Source organism: Streptomyces sp. NBC_01515, assembly GCF_045040345.1.
Taxonomy (GTDB): Bacteria; Actinomycetota; Actinomycetes; order Streptomycetales; family Streptomycetaceae; genus Streptomyces.
Window position 1 is genome coordinate 1,577,499 of sequence record NZ_CP109416.1, and the last position, 18,389, is coordinate 1,595,887.

Genomic DNA, 18,389 nt, shown 5'->3' on the forward strand with positions numbered 1-18,389 from the left:
CACCCGACCTGACACAGCGGTAATGGGTCTCACCTCCCAGGAGTTCAGGGCCGCGACCGTCCGCGACCGAGGAGCACACTACCCCAGCCACCGGGCCCGCGCGGGGCCGAGTACCTCTCTGAGTTGTATTCTGCAACAAGCAGCTGAGCGAGGGAGATTCCAGTGCGAGCGGACCGGGCCGTGGAGACCATCCAGCGCGAGATGACGATCTTCGCCCGGCGCGCCCGCGCCTCGGCGGGCCGCCTCCATCCCGAGCTGTCACTGGTGTCGTACACCTTGCTCAGCCACCTGGAGGAGCAGGACGGCTGCCGCGCCACCGACCTCGCCGCGCACTACGCCCTCGACAAGTCCACCGTCAGCCGCCAGGTCGCCGCGCTGGAACGCGCCGACCTCATCGAGCGCCGCCCCGACCCCGAGGACCACCGCGTCCAGGTCCTGCACCTCACGCCCGCCGGCCGCCGGATCCTCGCCCAGGTCACCGAGAACCGCCAGGCCGCCTTCCGGGAGCGGCTCGCGGACTGGCCCGAGGAGGACCTGACCCGGTTCGCCGGCTATCTGGAGCGCTACAACGCGTGGCCGGGCGAAACCGAGGGCGGCGGCTGAGCGGCCACCGGCCCCTTCGGTTCTACGACACCCCCACGGACCGCGACTGCGTCAGGTGCTCCGGCGCCCGTGCCGCGAGGAACGCGGTGTTGAGGCGCAGCCGGAAGCCCAGGGACTCGTACAGCCGTATGGCGGTGGCGTTGCCCGCGCCGGTGTGCAGGAACGGGGTCTCGCCGCGTTCGCGGATGCCGTGCGCGACGGCCAGGATGAGACGGCTCGCGAGTCCCTCGCCACGGGCGGAGGGGTCGGTGCAGACCGCGCTGATCTCGGTCCAGCCGGGCGGGTGGAGCCGTTCGCCGGCCATGGCCACGAGGGCGCCGTTGCGGCGGATGCCCAGGTAGGTGCCGAGTTCGACGGTGCGGGGCAGGAAGGGGCCGGGCTTGGTCCGTTCCACGAGGTCGAGCATCTCGGGGACGTCGGCCGGGCCGAGGACGATCGCCTCCGGCTCCGGTGCGGCGGCCAGCCCGTCGTCGACCATCTGCACGCCGTCGATGTGGAAGGTGATCTCCCAGTCGTCCGGCACCCGGTCCCGGAACCCGAGGAGCGGGATCTCGGCGCCCGGCCCGGACATCGCGGCGACGTCCGCCCAGTCGTCGGCGTCGGGCTCGTCGGGCAGGGCCAGCCACGGGGTCACGTCGACCGGGTAGCGCAGCACCCGTCCGCGCCGCTCGGCGAAGTGGGCGTGCGGGCCGGTGAGGGCGGCGCGGGCCGGGTTGTCGAGGACGCGTTCGTCGGACGTGCTCATACGGCGACCTCGATCACGATCTTGCCGCGGGCGTGACCGGCCTCGACGGTGCTCAGCGCCTCGCCGGCCTGGTCGAGCGGAAAGGTCCGGGTCACGTGCGGGTCCAGTTGGCCCTTGATCACGAGCTGCGCGAGCGCGTCGAGGACGGCGGAGTTGCGGGCGCGTTCGACACGGGCGCCGCCGAGCTTCTCGACCTCGGGAGCGGGCGCCCCGGCGGTGATCAGCTTCGCGGGGTCGGTGAGGAGCGTGGCCGCCTCGGCGAGCACCTCGCCGCCGACGAGGTCGTAGGCGCCGTCGACGCCGTCCGGGGCGACGGCCCGTACACGTGCGGCCAGGTCCGGTCCGGAGGGGACGTGGACCGCGCCCAGCGACTCCACGAAGTCCTTCTTGCCCTCGCTCGCCACACCCACGGCGCGCAGTCCCAGCGCGCGGGCGATCTGCAGGGCCGCGGAGCCTACGCCGCCGCCCGCGCCGGTGATCAGCACGGTCGCGCCGACGGGCAGGTCGAGCTGGCGGATCCCGTCGTACGCGGTCGCCGCGGCGACGGGCAGGGTGGCGGCGTCCGTGAAGGACAGCTCGGCGGGCTTGTGCGCGGTGACCGTGGCGGGCAGCAGGGCGTACTCGGCGTATCCGCCGGCCACGGTGCTGCCGAACACCTCGTCGCCGACGGCGAATCCGGAGACTCCGGCACCGATCTCCCGTACGACTCCGGAGACCTCCTGGCCGAAGACCGCGGGGAACGCGCGCGAGCCGGTCTCGCCGGGCCGCCGGTAGCCGGTGCGCTGCTTCCAGTCGACGGGGTTCACCCCGGCCGCGCGCACCGCGACGAGGACCTCACCCGGACCGGGGCTGGGCCGGTCGACCTCGACGAGTGCCTCGGTCTCGGGTCCCCCGTAACGCGTGAAGACGTACGCCTTCGGCATCTGTTCCCTCACTCTCCTTCGCAGTCACCGGATCAGCTGTGGTCACGACAACAGCCGCACAGCGGCGGCACGACCACCGGTTCTCCGCACTCAAGCCGCATTGAGGACCAAGGTCGACCGCCGGGCGGCTATTCCCCGGAGCACGGAGAGTTCATACGGCCGCAACGATCGCCGGGCACCCTCGGACCTGGGCATACCTCGTGGACGCGTACCGTTGAAACGAGAAACCACTGATCACGCTCGCCCGGCGGACCCGCGCCGCAGCGGCCTGGAGGCTCCACCCGTATGCACGTCACCCGAGGCTTCACCGGACGCCCGCGCGTCCCCGACGCCGGCCTGCCGCCCGGCCAGTACGACGCGGGCGACGACTGGCCCGTCCTGTCCGCCGAGGTCACCCCCGACCTGGCACCGGCCGACTGGACGTTCCGCGTCGACGGACTCGTGGAGCAGCCGCACACGTGGAACTGGACGCAGGCGCACGAGCTGCCCTCGTCGGCCTACGAGGGTGACATCCACTGTGTGACGAGCTGGTCGAAGTTCGGGGTGCGGTTCGGGGGCGTCTTCCTGGACGCGTTCTTCGATGTGGTGCGGCCCCATGTGTCCGCCACACATGTGGTCGCGTATTCGCACACCGGCTACACCACGAACCTCCCGCTCGAAGACGTGACCGGCGGCCGGGCCTGGATCGCGTGGGAGTACGACGGCAAGCCGCTGCCCGCCGAGCACGGCGGCCCCGCCCGGCTGCTGGTGCCGCACCTGTACTTCTGGAAGAGCGCCAAGTGGATCGCGGGCCTGCGTCTCCTCGACCACGACGAGCCGGGCTTCTGGGAGCAGAACGGCTATCACGCCCGGGGCAACCCCTGGGAGGAACAGCGGTACTCCGGTGACTGACACCTTCGCGCCCGACACCAGGTTCGCGGTGCCGGGACGCATCGCCGTGAGCAACCGCGCCGCCGCCGTGTGGCAGACCGCCACGCTCACCGAGATCCGCCGGGAGACGCCACACGCCTCGTCGTTCCGGTTCGCGGTGCCCGGCTGGGCCGGACATCTGCCCGGCCAGCACCTGATGCTGCGGCTGCGCGCCGAGGACGGCTATGTGGCGCAGCGCCACTACTCGATCGCCTCGCACCCGGACGACGCCGGGTATGTGGAGCTGACCCTGGACCATGTCGAGGGCGGTGAGGTGTCGGGCTGGTTCCACACGGTGGCCAGGCCCGGTGACGAGGTCGAGGTGCGCGGCCCGCTGAGCGGCTTCTTCGCCTGGCCCGGCGACCGGCCCGCACTGCTGCTGGGCGCCGGTTCCGGGGTCGTACCGCTGATGTCGATGCTCCGGCAGCACCGGGCGCGGGACCTGTCCGTGCCGCTGCGGCTGGTGGTGTCGGCGCGCAGTCCCGAGGAGTTGATCTACGCGCGGGAGTACGGCGCCGAGACCACGGCCGTGTTCACGCGCAGCGCGCCGGAGGGTGTGCCGGTGGGACGTATGGCCGCCGCGCATGTGGCGCCGCTCCTGGCCGAGCAGCCCGCTGGTGGATGGGAGGCCTATGTGTGCGGCTCCAACGGCTTCGCCGAGCACGCCTCGCGACTCCTGGTCGAGGCGGGCCAGCCGGTGGACCGCATCCGCATCGAACGGTTCGGCTGAGGATCTACTGGTCGACACGCGGTCTCCCGGCCGATCCACTCGGCTCCGGTTGAGAGAAGTACCTCGGAGGGGGTACGACTTCTGTGTGGACGCTCGCATGCGTGCGCGGTGTCGAGGCGGCGGCGGACCGGCCCCACAGAGGGCTTCCGGCCTTACGGTTCCTCGGCACCGGTGACGGCGAGGAGACCGACATGCGGACCCGGGTACGGAGTCGACGCCGACGGCGGAATCCGTTGCGGCGCCGGTCGGATGTCGTGGAGGCGTGGACGGCGCTGGCCGTCACCCTCCTGCTGTTCGTCGGCGCGCCCCTGGCCGGCGCCGCCGCGGGCCTGTGGGCCCATGACCAGGCCCGGACCATCGCCGCGACCCAGCGCGCCGACCGTCATCGCGTCCACGCGAAGGTGATCGGCAACCCGCCCGCCCAGCTCCCCTCCGTGGAGGGGAACCGCCCGCGCAGCTTCCCGGTGGCGGTGCGCTGGACCGAGCCGGGCAAGGGCACGCGTACGGCCACGGTCGCGGTCCCGGCGGACACGGGACGCGGTGACGTGGTGGCCGTATGGCTCGACGCCAAGGGCCACAGTGTCGCCCCGCCACCGGGTGAGGTGGCCGTCTGGCAGCACACGGTGACCGTCGGCATGTGGTCGGCGGCCGGCGTGATCGGCCTGGCCCTTCTCGCGCGGGCGGTGACCCAACGGGTCTCCCTGCGACACCGGTTGGCCGAGTGGGAACGGGACTGGGCGCTCACGGAGCCGCAGTGGACCCGACGCCGGGCGTGACGAACCTGAAGTGACGGAGGCGGACGTGACGAACCGGAGATGACGGAGACGGGCGTGACGAACCGGAGAAGACGGAGGCGGGCGTAACGTCCGACGGGCCGCGACGGGTGCCGCAGGCGTGGCACACCACCCACGACCACCCCGACCGGCCTGACACCTCAACAACCTATGCCCACAAGCCAGTTGAGCCACGCCACCGCACCCCACCCGCAGCCCCTACACCCCTCGCTGCATCCGCCGAGCAACCCGCCCATGGTCCCGCAGCACATCCCTCAACCCGGCCAGCACCGGCTCGCCCCGCTCCACCAGCACCCGTCCGCCCACAACCGTCGTCCACGCCCGCGCGGGCCCGCACCGCAGCCACGCCTCGACGGGATCACTCACCGCCCCGGCCAGCGCGACCTCGTGCAGATCCCAGACGACCAGGTCGGCACACGCGCCCGGTCGCAGGTGCCCCAGCTCGTCAGCCCGCCCCAGACACCGCGCCGAACCCCGCGTCGCGATGTCGAGGGCGTCCCGCGCGGTCATCGCACCGGGCCCGCCCCGATAGCGCCCCAGCAGCAGCGCACCCCGCGTCTCCATCCACAACGAGGCGTGATCGGTCGAGGCGGAACCATCACAGCCGATCCCCACCGGCAGCCCCAGCTCCCGCATCTCCTTCACCCTCGCCGTGCCGCCCCCGATGAGCATGTTGGAGCTGGGGCAGTGCGCCACGCCGACCCCCGCGGCGGCGAGGCGGCGCAGCTCGTCGTCGTTCGGGTAGATGCAGTGAGCTACCCAGGTGCGGTCGCTCATCCAGCCGGTGTCCTCGAAGTACTCGACGGGCCGGCAGCCGTAGGTCTCCAGGCAGTACGTGTCCTCGTCGCGGTCCTCGGCGAGATGCGTGTGCAGGCGTACGTCGTACCGCTCGGCGAGTTCCGCGGTCGCCGTCATCACGTCCTTGGTGACCGAGAACGGCGAGCAGGGTGCGAGCGCGACCCGGATCAGCGCGCCCGGTTCCGGGTCGTGGTGGGTCTTGATCAGCCGCTCGCTGTCGGCCAGTACCTCGTCGGTGCTCTGTGTGACGCTCCTCGGCGGCAGTCCCCCGTCCTCGACGGAGCGGGTCATCGAACCGCGGGTCGCGTGGAAGCGGAAGCCGATGTCACGGGCGGCGCGGATCTCGGCGTCGACCAGGTAGGGGCGCGGATGCACATAGAGGTGGTCGGAGGATGTGGTGCAGCCGCCCATGAGGAGTTCCGCCATGCCGACGTACGCCGACACGTACGCGGCCTCCTCGTCGAGGCTCGCCCACAGCGGGTAGAGCGTGGTCAGCCAGTCGAAGAGGGTGCCGTTGACGGCGGGGGCGTAGGAGCGGGTGAGGTTCTGGTAGATGTGGTGGTGCGTGTTGATCAGGCCCGGGGTGACGAGCCTCCCGGCGGCGGAGACGGTCGCAAGCGCCTCGGGCTCGGTCCCTCCCGCACCGACGGCGGTGACCCGACCACCCGTGACGGCGACCCAGCCGCCCGGGATCTCCCGCTCGCCGTCCACGACGAGCAGTTCGGCGTCCTTGACCAGCAGGTCCACGGCTGACGACATGCCGACATGGTAGGCGCGGGGCGCCGCACGAGCCTGGCGAGTCCTCCGATGTCACACGTACGGTGTGATCATCCGCACTCACACGTCGCAAAGGCGGTCATCGATGGCCCTGTTCGACCTTCCGCTCGACGAACTCCGCGCGTACCGCAGCGATTCCGCCGAGCCCGAGGACTTCGACGCCTTCTGGTCCAAGACCCTCCAGGAGACCCGCGAGCACGATCTGGACGCCCGCTTCGAACCGGTCGACACGGGACTGTCCACGGTGAAGGTGTACGACGTGACGTTCGCCGGGTTCGGCGGTCACCCGGTGAAGGGCTGGCTGCGACTGCCGGCCGACGCGGCCCAACCCCTGCCGCTGGTCGTGGAGTTCGTGGGTTACGGCGGTGGGCGCGGCCTCCCGCACGAGAACCTGCTGTGGGCCTCGACGGGCCGCGCGCACTTCATCATGGACACCCGCGGGCAGGGCAGCGCGTGGGGCGGCGGCGGTGGCACCCCGGACCCGGTGGGCGGCGCGCCCGCGTACCCCGGCTTCATGACCCGGGGCATCGACGCCCCCGAGAACTACTACTACCGCCGGGTGTTCACGGACGGCGTGCGAGCCGTCGAGGCGGCCCGTTCCCACCCCCTGGTCGACCCGGCGCGCACGGTGGCCCTCGGCACGAGTCAGGGCGGCGGCATCACCATCGCCGTCGGCGGACTGGTGGGTGACCTGGCGGGGATCGCGCCGGACGTGCCGTTCCTGTGCGACTACCCGCGCGCCGCGACCCTCACGGACCGCGACCCGTACCGGGAGATCGGCAACTACCTCAAGACCCATCGCGGCCGCACCGAGGACGTCCTGCGCACGCTCTCGTACTTCGACGGCGTCCACTTCGCGGCCCGGGGCCGCGCCCCCGCGCTCTTCTCGACCGGCCTGGAGGACCAGACCTGCCCGCCCTCGACGGTGTTCGCCGCGTTCAACGCGTGGGCGCACGAGGACAAGAAGATCGAGGTGTACGACTTCAACGACCATGAGGGCGGCGGTCCTTACCAGGAGGCCGTGAAGCTGGACTGGCTGCGGTCGTACGTCTGAGGGGCGCGGAATGAACACCGGAGAGGCCGCCGAACGGTTCGTGCGGGTCTGGGCGCGCGCCTGGGCCGAGCACAACGTGGACACGCTGCTGGAGCTGTACGCCGAGGACTGCGTCCACCGCTCGATGCCGTTCCGTGAACCGCACCGGGGGCGGGCCGGGTTGGCCGCCTATCTCCGGTGGTCGTTCGCGGCCGAGCGGGTGGGCGATGTGCGGTTCTCGGCGCCGGTCGTCGGTCAACACAGTGTCGCCGTGGCCGAGTTCAGGGTGCTGGCCGAGGAGGACGGTGAGCCGTCCACGCTGGCCGGCTGTGTCTTCGTGCGCTTCGACGGTGATGGTCTGGCCGTGGAGACCCGCGACTACTGGCACACGGAGCCGGGCCACCGGGAGCCGGCCGGCACCTTGTTCCTGAACTGAGCGTACGGCGCCTTCCGGTCAGTCCGACCAGTCGGTATGTTCAGGGTTCCGGGCCGCAGCGTCGCGGCCCGGACGCCCGGCACACCACGGAGGCCCCATGTCCGAGCACCAGCCAGCCGTCGACGGCCACTGCGACCCCCGCTTCACCGCGGTGCGCACGGCGTTCGAGGAGAACTTCCGGGACCGCGACGAACTGGGCGCCGCGCTGACCGTCACCGTCGGCGGCGAGACCGTGGTCGACCTCTGGGGCGGCTGGGCCGACGAGGCACGGACCCGCCCCTGGGAGCGGGACACCGTGGTCAACGTGTGGTCGACGACGAAGGGCCCGGTGGCCCTGTGCGCCCACATCCTCGCCGACCGCGGCCTGCTCGACCTCGACGCCCCGGTGGCCACGTACTGGCCGGAGTTCGCCGCCGCCGGCAAGGAGAACGTCCTCGTACGCCACCTGCTCTCGCACCGCGCCGGACTGGCCGGCCTGCGCGAGCCGCACTCTCTCGCGCAGCTCTACGACTGGGAGTTGACCACCGAGCGGCTCGCGGCGACGGAGCCCTGGTGGGAGCCGGGGACGCGGTCCGGGTACCACGCGCTCACCTACGGCTTCCTCGTCGGCGAAGTGGTGCGCCGCGTCTCGGGGTTGCTCCCGAGCGCCTTCCTGGAGCGCGAGGTCACCGGCCCGCTCGGGATCGACTTCACCATCGGGCTGCCGGAGAAGGAGGCCGGCCGGGCGGCCGAGCTGGTGCATGCGCCCGCCCCACCGGCGAGTGAACAGGCCGCGGTCTTCAGCCAGTTGACACCGGCGGCCATCGCCGCGCTGACCAACCCGCTCGCGGGCGCGGCCGAGGCCAACACCCCGGAGTGGCGCGCCGCGGAGATCCCCGCCGCGAACGGCCACGGCACGGCGCGCGCCGTGGCGGCGCTGTACGGCGTCTTCGCCGGGCGCGGGTCCTACGCCGGCCACCGCGTCCTGTCCCCCGAGGCGGTCGAGCGGGCGCGCGAGGGGCAGGGCCGCTGCCGTGACCTGGTGATCGGCGCGGGCTTCGCGCACGAGACGGAGATCGGACTCGGCCTGTGGCTCAGCGGCCCGAACGGATCGTACGGTCGCAACCCGAGGGCTTTCGGACACGACGGCTTCGGCGGCTCCTTCGGTCTGGCCGACCCGGAGGCGGGGGTGTCGATGGGCTATGTGATGAACCGGATGGGGCGCCATATCGCGGACGACCCACGGAAGATGGGCCTGATCGACGCCCTGTACGACGCCCTGTGAGGAGTGATCGGCGCGGGTCGGTTTCGGCCTAACTGCCCTGCCGCTCTTCCCTGGTGGTTTAGACCAATGCTAGATCTGGTCGCGCAACGAGCCCGCACGGCTACGAATTGTTACCGGTTCTACCATCAGTCTTGTCACCAACAGGAGGCGCGGCATGGCCCGCACCACCCCCCACGACCACCCGACCGCCGACGACCAGCCCCTCTACGGGAGAGTCGCCACGCAACTGCTCGGCGAACTCCACGACGGCACCATCCCGCCCGGTGAACGCCTGCCCGGCGAACGGCAGTTGGCCGAGCACTTCCAGGTCAGCCGGGAGACCATAAGACAGGCGCTGGAGGTGCTGCGCAGGGACGGCCTGGTCGCCACCGACCGGCGCGGCAGCCACGCCACCCTGACAGGACAGCCCGTCGAGACCCCTTCCTCCCTCACCTTCCCGGTCGGCGCCCGCAGCACGGACCCGACCGGCTTCGACCGGGCCACCGTCGCCTGGGAGACTCCCCCGCCGGACCACGCCGAGGCCCTGGGCATCGCCCCGCACCGGCCGACCCTGGTGCACCGCTACGCGTCCGCAGCGGCCGACGGCAGCGGACTGCGTACGGCCGTCACGTCCTTCTCGGCGGTGGCGCTGGCCGAGGTGGAGGAACTGGCCCGCTACCGCGACCGCGCGGACGGCTCCGCCGCCGCCCAACTCCGGCGCACCTACGACTGGATGCGCCGGGCCGGTCTGACCCTGCACCACCGGGACGCCATCACCCAGGTCGCGAACGCGCCCTCGGTGCGGGTGACCCGCCGCGTGCACGACCAGTACGCGCGCCCGCTGGAGATCACCGACCTGGTGGTGGAGGCCCAACAGGACGCCCTGATCTACGAGTTCACGCTGCCCGCCGCAGGCTGACACCAAGGACGTCGGCGCGCGGCGGGTCCCAACTCGCCGCGCGCCAGGCAGACTTAAGCGCTAGTGAGCACGACGAGTTGCTGTGTCGCCCGGGTCATCGCCACATAGTGGTCGACGGCTCCCTCGATGCCCTCACCGAACTTCTCCGGGTCGAGAAGGACGACCAGGTCGAACTCAAGTCCCTTGGACAGCACGGGAGTCAACGCCCGGACGCGGGGCCTCGCCCGGAAGATGTCCGCGTCCATCCCGGCCGTACCGATGACACAGCCGATGCCGTCCGCGTGCTCGGCGAGCCAGGTGTCCAGGACCAACTCCAGGTCGGAGACGGGTCCGTGGACGACGGGGATGCCGCTGCTGCGGATGGAGGTCGGCACGTTGGCGTCCGGCAGCACGGCACGGATGACCGGCTCGGCCTCCGTCATGATCTCTTCCGGGGTGCGGTAATTGACCGTCAGCGACGCCAGGTTGATCCGGTCGAGGCCGATCCGCTTCAGCCGTTCCTGCCACGACTCGGTGAATCCGTGCCGGGCCTGGGCGCGGTCGCCGACGATGGTGAAGCTGCGGGACGGGCAGCGCAGCAGGAGCATCTGCCATTCCGCGTCGGTCAGTTCCTGCGCCTCGTCCACGACGATGTGCGCGAAAGGCCCGGCGAGCAGGTCGGGTTCGACGGCGGACACCTGTGCGGCCTCGTCGATCAGCGCGTCCCGTAGATCCTTTCCGTGGAGCATGCCCATCGCGCCCTCGCTCTCGTCGATCTCGACGTTCTGCAGCAGGCTGTCGATGACGTCGGTCCTGCGGGCGTGTTCGGCGGCGACGGCGGCTTCCTGCCGGCGCTTGCGGCGCGCCGACTCGGGGTCGCCGAGCCGTTGCCGTGCCGCGTCGAGCAGCGGGAGGTCGGACACCGTCCAGGCCTGGGCGTCCGCGCGCTGCAAGCGCTGGACCTCGTCGCGGCTCAGCGAAGGGGCGCACTTGCGCAGGTAGGCCGGTACCGTCCACAGGTCGCCGACGAGGTCGGCCGCCTCCAGCAGCGGCCACGCGCGGTTGAAGGCGGTGAGCAGTTCCCGGTTCTGCCGCAGCGACCGCCGGAGCTGCTCGGGCGTGACCTGCCCGTCCTCACCGTCCCGCGGCGAGGCGGTGTCGTCGTGCTTGTCGACCAGGATCGTGAGCAGCTCCTGCCAGACCTGCTCGCGTCCCTCGTTGTGCGGGGTGCCGGGTTCGGCCGCCTCGAAGGCGACGGCCCAGTCCTCGGGGCTCAGCCAGATGTCGGACCAGTGGGTGGTGACGTTCATGCCCTTGGTGGGCGGCTCCTCGTAGAACCGGGCGGCGGGCTCGATCGCCCGCACCAGCTGCACGGAGGACTTCAGCCGGGCCACCTCCGGATCGGCCTCCGCGACCGCCGCGGCGCCCTCGGCGACGAGGTCCCGCAGGATGCAGGTCTGCACGCCCTCCTCGCCGAGGCTGGGGAGGACGTCGGCGACGTAGTCCAGATAGGGCCGGTGCGGACCGACGAACAGCACACCGCCCCTGCGGTGCCCGAGGCGCGGGTCGGAGTAGAGGAGGTAGGCGGAGCGGTGCAGGGCGACGACGGTCTTGCCGGTGCCGGGGCCGCCGTCGACGACGAGCGCGCCGCGTGATCCCGCGCGGATGATGGCGTCCTGGTCGGCCTGAATAGTGCCGAGCACATCGCGCATCCGGCCCGAGCGGTTGCCGCCGAGGCTGGCGATGAACGCGGACTGGTCGTCGAGCGCGGCGTGCCCGGCGAAGCCGTCCGCGGTGAAGACCTCGTCCCAGTAGTCGCTGATCCGGCCGCGCGTCCAGCGGTACCTGCGGCGGCTCGCCAGCCCCATCGGGTTGGCGTGGGTCGCGCCGAAGAACGGCTCCGCCGCGGGCGAGCGCCAGTCGAGCAGCAGCCGTCGGCCCGTGCTGTCGGTGAGACCGAGCCGTCCGATGTACACGGGCTCGGAGGTGTCGGCGTCCACCATGTGGCCCAGGCACAGGTCCAGGCCGAAGCGACGCAGGGTCCGCAGCCGTGTGGTGAGCCGGTGGATCTCCGTGTCCCGGTCCATCGCCGCCCGGCCGATGCCGCCGGGTGCCCTGCGCGCGGTGTCGAGGCTCTCGGTCAGTTCCGCGATCGACCGGTCGAGGCTCTCCGCGATCGCCGCGAAGTGCTGCTCGTCGGCGGCGATCAGCGCCGGGTCGGCCTTCGCCGAGAGCCGGTCGGGAAGGTCGAAGGCGCTGGTGGTCAGGGGGTTCACGGCATCAATTCCGATCTGAGGTCGCTCACGGCCCGGCGTGCGGCTGGGCGTGGGGACCGGTGCGTGCGGTTTCTCGTGTGCTCGGTTCGGCCGGTTCACGCGTGCGTGGACCGCCCTTCCCCGCTGACCATGTCGTGGAGCATCTTCGCGGCCACTGTCGTCCCGTCGGTGCGGATCGTGCCGGCCACGGCCCGTGCCCGGTCCCGGATTCCGGGGGCCAGGACGGTGGTGAGCGCGGCCGACAGGGAGTCGTAGGTCGGCGTCGGCCCGTCGTGTGCGACGCCGATGCCCAGCTCGGCCACCCCTGCCGCCCAGTATGGCTGGTCGGCGATCTGCGGCACGACCAGCTGCGGCGCACCGGCCAGCGCGGCGGTCGTCGTGGTGCCCGCGCCGCCGTGGTGCACGACGGCGGCGACCCGCCGGAAGAGCGCCTGCTGGTTGACCTCGCCTACGACGAAGCAGTCGTCCCGGTCGTCGACCGCGGCCAGGCCCGCCCAGCCCCGCGCGAGGAGCACCCGGCGGCCCTGCGCGCGGACCGCCTCGACGGCGACCCGGGCGAAGTCCGGCGAGGTGCGCAGGGCCATGCTGCCGAACCCCACGTACACCGGCTCCTCACCGGCGTTCAGGAACGTCTCCAGATCGGCCGGGAGCGGGCGCTCGTCGGGCAGGATCCACGGGCCGGTCACCACGACGTCGAGATCCGTGTGGTCCTGCCACGGGAACAGCACCGGGTCCGCCGCCAGCCACGGCCGCTCGGTGAAGACGTAGTCCCGCACGTTCCCGACCGGCGGCAGGCCGAGCTCCGCCCGGTGCCGGTTCTCCGCCTCGCCGTACAGGGCGTTCACGCGCTGGGCGTCCTGTTCCCACAGCACCTTGATGTCGGTCTCCCCCGGCGAGGACGCATGGCCCGGCCGGGAGAGCGGCGGGTACTTCGACGACGGCAGTCCGGCCGTGTGGAAGCAGGCGAGCACATAGCGGATGCCGAGTTTCTCGGCCACCGAGCGGGCGCCGGCCGGCATCAGTCCGGTGGCCAGCAGCACGTCACAGCCCTCGGCCGCCTCCGTGAGCGTCTCGTAGCGGGCGGCGACCAGCTCGGGCGCGAGCTGGAACGCCCGCTCCGCCGACGGCGGCTTCGCACCGGTCACCACCGAGCGCACCGACGGACCGAGCGGCACCAGCGGCACACCGGCCCGGGCCAGCAGCTCCACGAACTCCTCGTCCGGCGGCGCGCACACCCGTACCTCCGCGCCGAGTTCCAGCAGACGCGACGCGAGTCCCGCGAGCGGTTCGACATCCCCGCGCGATCCCCACGTCGTCAACAACACACGCATTCCGCACTCCCGTTTCCGCAGGTCATGGCCTCAGGCCGGACATTCTGCGGCACACCGGGGGCCTTGCCGCAAGCCCCCCGGTGCGCTATACGTTAAGAAGGGAAGAGGAGTGAGTACGCCTCCCTTCCCACCCTCCCCCACAGACCTCGCGAAGTGCGCGGCGAAAAAATCCGCCCGCCGATGTCGAGAACCCGCGCCCGGCTCCGTCCCCGAGGTGAACGCGACCACAATGGGTCGCACCGGCACCGAGGAGAACGACCATGGCCAAGTACCTGCTCCTGAAGCACTACCGCGGCGCCCCCGCCCCCGTGAACGACGTCCCCATGGACCAGTGGGCACCCGAGGAGATCACGGCCCACGTCCAGTACATGAACGACTTCGCGGCCCGCCTGGAGAAGACCGGCGAGTTCGTCGACAGCCAGGCGCTCTCCCCCGAGGGAACGTTCGTCCGCTACGACGGGGAGGGCCGCCCGCCGGTCACCGACGGCCCGTTCGCCGAGACCAAGGACGTCATCGCCGGCTGGATGGTGATCGACGTCGACAGCTACGAGCGTGCCGTGGAGCTGGCCGGTGAGCTGTCGGCCGCGCCCGGGGCCGGTGGCAAGTCGATCCACGAGTGGCTGGAGCTGCGCCCGTTCCTGGGCGTGCACTCCACCGTCACGGACACGGAGTGCACATTTAAGTGAACGAGGTCCTGCTGAGGAGCCTCACGCCGGGCGTGCTCGGCATCCTCGTCCGCCGCGGAGCGGACTTCGCGGCGGCCGAGGACGCCGTGCAGGACGCGCTCGTCGAGGCGGTCCGGGTGTGGCCGGACGATCCGCCGCGGGACGCGAAGGGCTGGCTGGTCACGGTGGCCTGGCGGCGGTTCCTCGACGCGACGCGGGCGGAGACCGCCCGCCGTAGGCGCGAGGACCTCGTGGACGAGGAGCCGGCTCCCGGGCCGGCGCCCGTCTCGGACGACACCCTCCAGCTCTACTTCCTGTGCGCCCACCCGAAGTTGACCCCGTCGTCGGCGGTCGCGCTCACCCTGCGCGCCGTCGGCGGGCTCACCACCCGGCAGATCGCACGGGCCTATCTGGTGCCCGAGGCGACGATGGCGCAGCGGATCAGCCGGGCCAAGCGCACCGTCTCCGATGTGCGCTTCGACCAGCCCGGCGATGTCGCGACCGTGCTGCGCGTCCTCTACCTGGTGTTCAACGAGGGCTACTCCGGCGACGTCGACCTCGCCGCCGAGGCGATCCGGCTCACCCGGCAGCTCGCCGCCGCGATCGACCACCCCGAGGTCGCGGGCCTGCTCGCGCTCATGCTGCTGCACCACGCCCGGCGCGCCGCCCGGACCGCGCCGGACGGCAGCCTGGTGCCGCTCGCCGAACAGGACCGTGCCCGCTGGGACACGTCGGCGATCGCCGAGGGCGTCACGATCCTCCAAGTCGCCCTCGCCCAGGACCGGTTGGGCGAGTTCCAGGCGCAGGCGGCGATCGCGGCGCTCCACGCGGACGCGCCCGCCGCCGAGGAGACGGACTGGGTGCAGATCGTCGAGTGGTACGACGAACTCGTCGGTCTGACCGACAGCCCGATCGTCCGCCTCAACCGCGCGGTGGCCGTGGGCGAGGCGGACGGCCCGCGCGCCGGCCTGGCCGCGCTCGCGGTACTGGACGACTCCCTCCCCCGGTACACGGCGGTCGCGGCCTATCTCCACGAACGCGACGGCGACCTGAAAACGGCGGCCCGGCTGTACGCGGAGGCGGCGCGCAAGGCGCCCAACCTCGCCGAGCGCGACCACCTGACCCGTCAGGCCGCCCGGCTCAACGCGAGCCGGAGTCGCTGACGGGGCACGGTCACTCCCACTGGTACTGCAGGTACTTGCCGTCGAGGGTGATGACGACCCGGTCACCGGCGGGGTCGGGCACGCGGCTGACGTCGAGGCGGAAGTTGATGGCGCTCATGATGCCGTCGCCGCACTGCTCGTGGATCAGTTCCTTGATGGTGGGGCCGTAGACCTGGATGACCTCGTAGAGCCGGTAGATCGTCGGGTCCACGGGTACGGCCGCGTCCAACGCGCCCCGGGTCGGCTGGAGTTGGAAGGCGAGGACCTCGTCCTCACCGAGTTCGAGGAGGGCCGCGGCCGTCGCCGCCTCGTCCTTGGACATGGGGTGCTGGCCCAGCAGGGCCGCGGTGGTCCACGCGAGCGGTCGGCCCACGGCCTCCGCCAACTGGGCCCATGTGACACCGGTCTTCACCTTGGCCTGACGGACCGCTTCGCCGGCTTCACCCTTGCTGAGCATGCACAACTCCGTTCCCGGACAGCACTCTTGCCCCCACGCCGTTCAGCGTAGGAGATCGCCCAGGCCGCGACAATGGCGCCGTCCCGCACCAAGTGCGGCCGTGCAACAGACTCCAGGACCCCACCGACGCATACTGCGGGCATGACCCATGTCGACGTACAGCAGATCGAGCGGGCGAACGCCGCCGAACGCACGCCGGTCGTCTTCGTCCACGGTCTGTGGCTGTTGCCGAGCAGTTGGGACCGCTGGGCGGCGCACTTCGAGCAGGCCGGGTACGCGCCGGTCTCGCTGTCCTGGCCCGACGACCCGGAGACGGTCAAGGAGGCGAACGAGCACCCCGAGGTCATGGCGGGCAAGACGGTCGGGCAAGTCGCCGACCATCTCGCGCAGTTGATCGGCACACTGACCCGCAAGCCGGCGATCGTCGGCCACTCCTTCGGCGGACTGCTCACGCAGATCCTCGCCGGGCGCGGACTCTCCGCCGCGTCCGTGGCGATCGACCCGGCACCGTTCCGGGGCGTGCTGCCGCTGCCGATCTCCGCGCTGCGCTCCTCCGCACCCGTCCTCAGCAACCCCGCCAACCGCAATCGCGCGGTCCCCCTGACCTACGACCAGTTCCGCTACGGCTTCGCCAACGCCGTCGGCGAGGAGGAGGCGCGGGAGTTGTACGAGACGTTCGCCGTGCCCGCGCCCGGTGCCCCGCTGTTCCAGGCGGCCACGGCGAACCTCAACCCGTGGACAGAGGCGAAGGTCGACACGGGGAACCCCGAGCGCGGCCCGCTCCTGATCATCTCGGGCGAGAAGGACCACACCGTGCCGTGGTCGATCGCCAACGCCTCCTACAAGAAGCAGCAGCACAACAAGAACGTCACCGAGATCACCGAGATCAAGGACCGGGGCCACGCGCTGACCATCGACCACGGCTGGCAGGAGGTCGCGGACACGGCCCTGTCGTTCGTGCGCCGCTATGCCTGAACTCCCGTGCGGCCCGCGCCCGGTACCGATGAGCACGCGTACGACGCCGATCTCCTCGACCTCAACTGGAGCCGACCGATGACGATTTCCCGTAGACCCTTGCTTCTGGGGGTGGTTGCGGCGGCCGGCACCCTCGCGGCCACCGCGCTCCCGGCCTCGGCCGCGTCCGCCACCGGGGGTTCGCGCTCCAGGCCGAAGCCCACCGTGGTCCTGGTGCACGGGGCGTTCGCCGACGCGTCCAGCTGGTCGGCCGTGGCCTCCCGGCTGCAGAAGGCGGGGTACACGGTCGTGGCGCCCGCCAATCCGCTGCGGGGGCTGACCTCGGACGCCGCCTACATCTCCGCGATCCTCAAGACGATCGACGGTCCGAAGGTCGTCGTAGGACACTCCTACGGCGGCGCGGTGATCACCCAGGCGGCCGCGGGCGACGCGAGCGTGAAGGCGCTCGTGTACGTCGCCGCCTTCGTCCCCGACAAGGGCGAGCAACTCGGCGAACTCGGCGCGCGGTTCCCCGGCTCGCAGCTGAGCGACGCGTTGCAGCCGCTGCCCGACGGCGCGGGCGGTACCGACCTGGCCATCCAGACGGCGAAGTTCCACGCGGTGTTCACCGCCGACCTCCCGGCGTCCACGTCCGCACTCATGGGGGCCTCTCAACGGCCCATCAGCGCAGCCGCGTTCACGGACGTCGCCACGGCGGCGGCCTGGCGCGACATCCCCTCGTGGGCGGTCGTCGCGACCCAGGACCGGGCGATCGCACCCGACCTGGAGCGCTTCGAGGCCAAGCGGGCCGGTTCGCACACGACCGTGGTGGACTCCTCGCACGTCGTGATGATCTCCCACCCCGACCTGGTCACGAAGGTCATCAGGTCGGCGGCGACAGCGACGGGTTGAGAACCCCTCCGGCTACGGCAGCCGTCGCGCCGCGACCATGCGGACGCGGGGGCTGCCGTCGCCGCGATGCCCGAACTCGGGCATCGCGTAGAGGTCGACGTCGAATCCGATCCGCTCCAACTCCGGCCGGACATAACCGAGTTGGAAGTCCCGGTAGTACATGACGAAGGGCGGTCGCCAGACGGCGTTGCGTACCTTCATCACCGCGTCGAAGCCGGACAGCATCCAGTACGCCGGCGATGTGGGACGCGGCGGTGCGACGACGGGGAAGGCGAAGCAGCCGCCGGGCCGCAGTACCGAGTGGACCTGTTCGAACAGTCCCGGCAGTTCGCGGGGCAGGAAGTGGCCGAACGCCCCGAAGCTCACCACCAGGTCGAAGGCCGAGGTGAACGGCAGGGCCCTGGCGTCGCCGCGCACCCATGACACACGGGGGCCTGCGGCTCGGGTGCGCTCCCGTGCGACGTCGAGCATGCCCGTGCTGAAGTCGACGCCGGTGACGCTCTCTTGGCACACCTTCGCCAGCACCTCGACGCCCGCGCCGGTGCCACAGCACAGGTCGAGTCCGTCGTCGAAGGGGCCGACGCGGCGCAGCATCGCGGCGACCGCGTCGAGCAGCGGGGCCGGTGTGCGGAACGGGGTGTGGTCGAACTTGGGCGCGAGGAGGTCGTAGCCGTGCTCGACGGACGACAGTGCCTGGACGGCGAGTTCGCGCAGACTGGGGCCTTCGGGGCTGAACATCCGG

General features: G+C 71.7%; 19 protein-coding genes. 12 read left to right on the top strand and 7 right to left on the bottom strand.

The genetic code is table 11. From position 1 onward, the window contains the following. Window positions 1–201: 201 nt before the first annotated feature. Window positions 202–603 (top strand): MarR family winged helix-turn-helix transcriptional regulator, encoded by a 402-nt coding sequence (locus tag OG407_RS06705; protein ID WP_405868313.1) that lies wholly within the window; start codon window positions 202–204, stop codon window positions 601–603. Window positions 604–625: 22 nt separating this feature from the next. Here the strand turns inward: OG407_RS06705 and OG407_RS06710 are convergent, their stop codons facing one another. After that, a complete protein-coding gene (locus tag OG407_RS06710) occupies window positions 626–1,348 on the bottom strand; it encodes a GNAT family N-acetyltransferase (RefSeq protein ID WP_405855952.1) in 723 nt (240 codons plus the stop codon). After that, window positions 1,345–2,271 (bottom strand): NADP-dependent oxidoreductase, encoded by a 927-nt coding sequence (locus OG407_RS06715; RefSeq protein ID WP_405855954.1) that lies wholly within the window; start codon window positions 2,269–2,271, stop codon window positions 1,345–1,347. The genes OG407_RS06710 and OG407_RS06715 overlap by 4 nt, the downstream gene beginning before the upstream one ends. A gap of 285 nt (window positions 2,272–2,556) precedes the next feature. On the opposite strand from OG407_RS06715, the gene OG407_RS06720 reads away from it, so the two are divergent. The 3 genes from OG407_RS06720 to OG407_RS06730 all read left to right on the top strand — a co-directional run bounded on the left by OG407_RS06720 (window position 2,557) and on the right by OG407_RS06730 (window position 4,686). Continuing rightward, window positions 2,557–3,162 carry a sulfite oxidase-like oxidoreductase gene (locus tag OG407_RS06720; protein WP_405855956.1) on the top strand — a complete coding sequence of 202 codons (606 nt, stop codon included), beginning with the start codon at window positions 2,557–2,559 and terminating at the stop codon, window positions 3,160–3,162. Beyond that, window positions 3,155–3,910 carry a ferredoxin reductase gene (locus OG407_RS06725; RefSeq protein WP_405855958.1) on the top strand — a complete coding sequence of 252 codons (756 nt, stop codon included), beginning with the start codon at window positions 3,155–3,157 and terminating at the stop codon, window positions 3,908–3,910. The genes OG407_RS06720 and OG407_RS06725 overlap by 8 nt, the downstream gene beginning before the upstream one ends. A 101-nt stretch (window positions 3,911–4,011) precedes the next feature. Beyond that, the gene (locus OG407_RS06730; protein ID WP_405855960.1) at window positions 4,012–4,686 is read left to right on the top strand and encodes a hypothetical protein; all 675 of its coding nucleotides are present in this window, start codon (window positions 4,012–4,014) and stop codon (window positions 4,684–4,686) included. A gap of 216 nt (window positions 4,687–4,902) precedes the next feature. Here OG407_RS06730 and OG407_RS06735 read toward each other — a convergent pair whose 3' ends face one another. Continuing rightward, window positions 4,903–6,261 carry an 8-oxoguanine deaminase gene (locus tag OG407_RS06735; protein ID WP_405855962.1) on the bottom strand — a complete coding sequence of 453 codons (1,359 nt, stop codon included), beginning with the start codon at window positions 6,259–6,261 and terminating at the stop codon, window positions 4,903–4,905. Window positions 6,262–6,364: 103 nt separating this feature from the next. Between OG407_RS06735 and OG407_RS06740 the strand changes: the two genes are divergently transcribed. The 4 genes from OG407_RS06740 (at window position 6,365) to OG407_RS06755 (ending at window position 9,910) form a co-directional block, all read left to right on the top strand. Next, on the top strand, window positions 6,365–7,333 hold the full coding sequence (locus OG407_RS06740) for an acetylxylan esterase (protein WP_405855964.1): 969 nt from the start codon (window positions 6,365–6,367) through the stop codon (window positions 7,331–7,333). Between the two features lie 10 nt (window positions 7,334–7,343). Beyond that, window positions 7,344–7,748 carry a nuclear transport factor 2 family protein gene (locus OG407_RS06745; RefSeq protein WP_405855966.1) on the top strand — a complete coding sequence of 135 codons (405 nt, stop codon included), beginning with the start codon at window positions 7,344–7,346 and terminating at the stop codon, window positions 7,746–7,748. Between the two features lie 97 nt (window positions 7,749–7,845). Further along, window positions 7,846–9,012 (top strand): serine hydrolase domain-containing protein, encoded by a 1,167-nt coding sequence (locus tag OG407_RS06750; protein WP_405855968.1) that lies wholly within the window; start codon window positions 7,846–7,848, stop codon window positions 9,010–9,012. Between the two features lie 154 nt (window positions 9,013–9,166). Beyond that, the gene (locus tag OG407_RS06755; protein WP_327406116.1) at window positions 9,167–9,910 is read left to right on the top strand and encodes a GntR family transcriptional regulator; all 744 of its coding nucleotides are present in this window, start codon (window positions 9,167–9,169) and stop codon (window positions 9,908–9,910) included. A 53-nt stretch (window positions 9,911–9,963) separates the two neighbouring features. Here the strand turns inward: OG407_RS06755 and helR are convergent, their stop codons facing one another. Both helR and OG407_RS06765 read right to left on the bottom strand, forming a co-directional pair. Then, window positions 9,964–12,165 carry an RNA polymerase recycling motor ATPase HelR gene (gene helR, locus OG407_RS06760; RefSeq protein WP_405855970.1) on the bottom strand — a complete coding sequence of 734 codons (2,202 nt, stop codon included), beginning with the start codon at window positions 12,163–12,165 and terminating at the stop codon, window positions 9,964–9,966. A 95-nt stretch (window positions 12,166–12,260) separates the two neighbouring features. Next, entirely contained in the window at window positions 12,261–13,496 is a 1,236-nt protein-coding gene (locus OG407_RS06765; protein WP_405855972.1) for a glycosyltransferase, read from the bottom strand. A gap of 260 nt (window positions 13,497–13,756) precedes the next feature. Here OG407_RS06765 and OG407_RS06770 point away from each other — a divergent pair, with 260 nt between their 5' ends. Both OG407_RS06770 and OG407_RS06775 read left to right on the top strand, forming a co-directional pair. Beyond that, complete coding sequence (locus OG407_RS06770; protein ID WP_405855974.1) at window positions 13,757–14,182, top strand: YciI family protein; 426 nt, start codon at window positions 13,757–13,759, stop codon at window positions 14,180–14,182. After that, on the top strand, window positions 14,179–15,324 hold the full coding sequence (locus tag OG407_RS06775) for an RNA polymerase sigma factor (RefSeq protein ID WP_405855976.1): 1,146 nt from the start codon (window positions 14,179–14,181) through the stop codon (window positions 15,322–15,324). The genes OG407_RS06770 and OG407_RS06775 overlap by 4 nt, the downstream gene beginning before the upstream one ends. 10 nt (window positions 15,325–15,334) lie before the next feature. Here the strand turns inward: OG407_RS06775 and cynS are convergent, their stop codons facing one another. Beyond that, window positions 15,335–15,781 carry a cyanase gene (gene cynS / locus OG407_RS06780; RefSeq protein ID WP_403594657.1) on the bottom strand — a complete coding sequence of 149 codons (447 nt, stop codon included), beginning with the start codon at window positions 15,779–15,781 and terminating at the stop codon, window positions 15,335–15,337. Between the two features lie 141 nt (window positions 15,782–15,922). On the opposite strand from cynS, the gene OG407_RS06785 reads away from it, so the two are divergent. Then, entirely contained in the window at window positions 15,923–16,756 is an 834-nt protein-coding gene (locus tag OG407_RS06785) for an alpha/beta hydrolase (RefSeq protein WP_405855978.1), read from the top strand. A 78-nt stretch (window positions 16,757–16,834) separates the two neighbouring features. Continuing rightward, window positions 16,835–17,647 (top strand): alpha/beta fold hydrolase, encoded by an 813-nt coding sequence (locus OG407_RS06790; protein ID WP_405855980.1) that lies wholly within the window; start codon window positions 16,835–16,837, stop codon window positions 17,645–17,647. Window positions 17,648–17,659: 12 nt separating this feature from the next. Here OG407_RS06790 and OG407_RS06795 read toward each other — a convergent pair whose 3' ends face one another. After that, window positions 17,660–18,385: a class I SAM-dependent methyltransferase gene (locus tag OG407_RS06795; RefSeq protein WP_405855982.1), complete on the bottom strand. Its 726-nt coding sequence runs from the start codon at window positions 18,383–18,385 to the stop codon at window positions 17,660–17,662. Window positions 18,386–18,389: the final 4 nt, after the last annotated feature.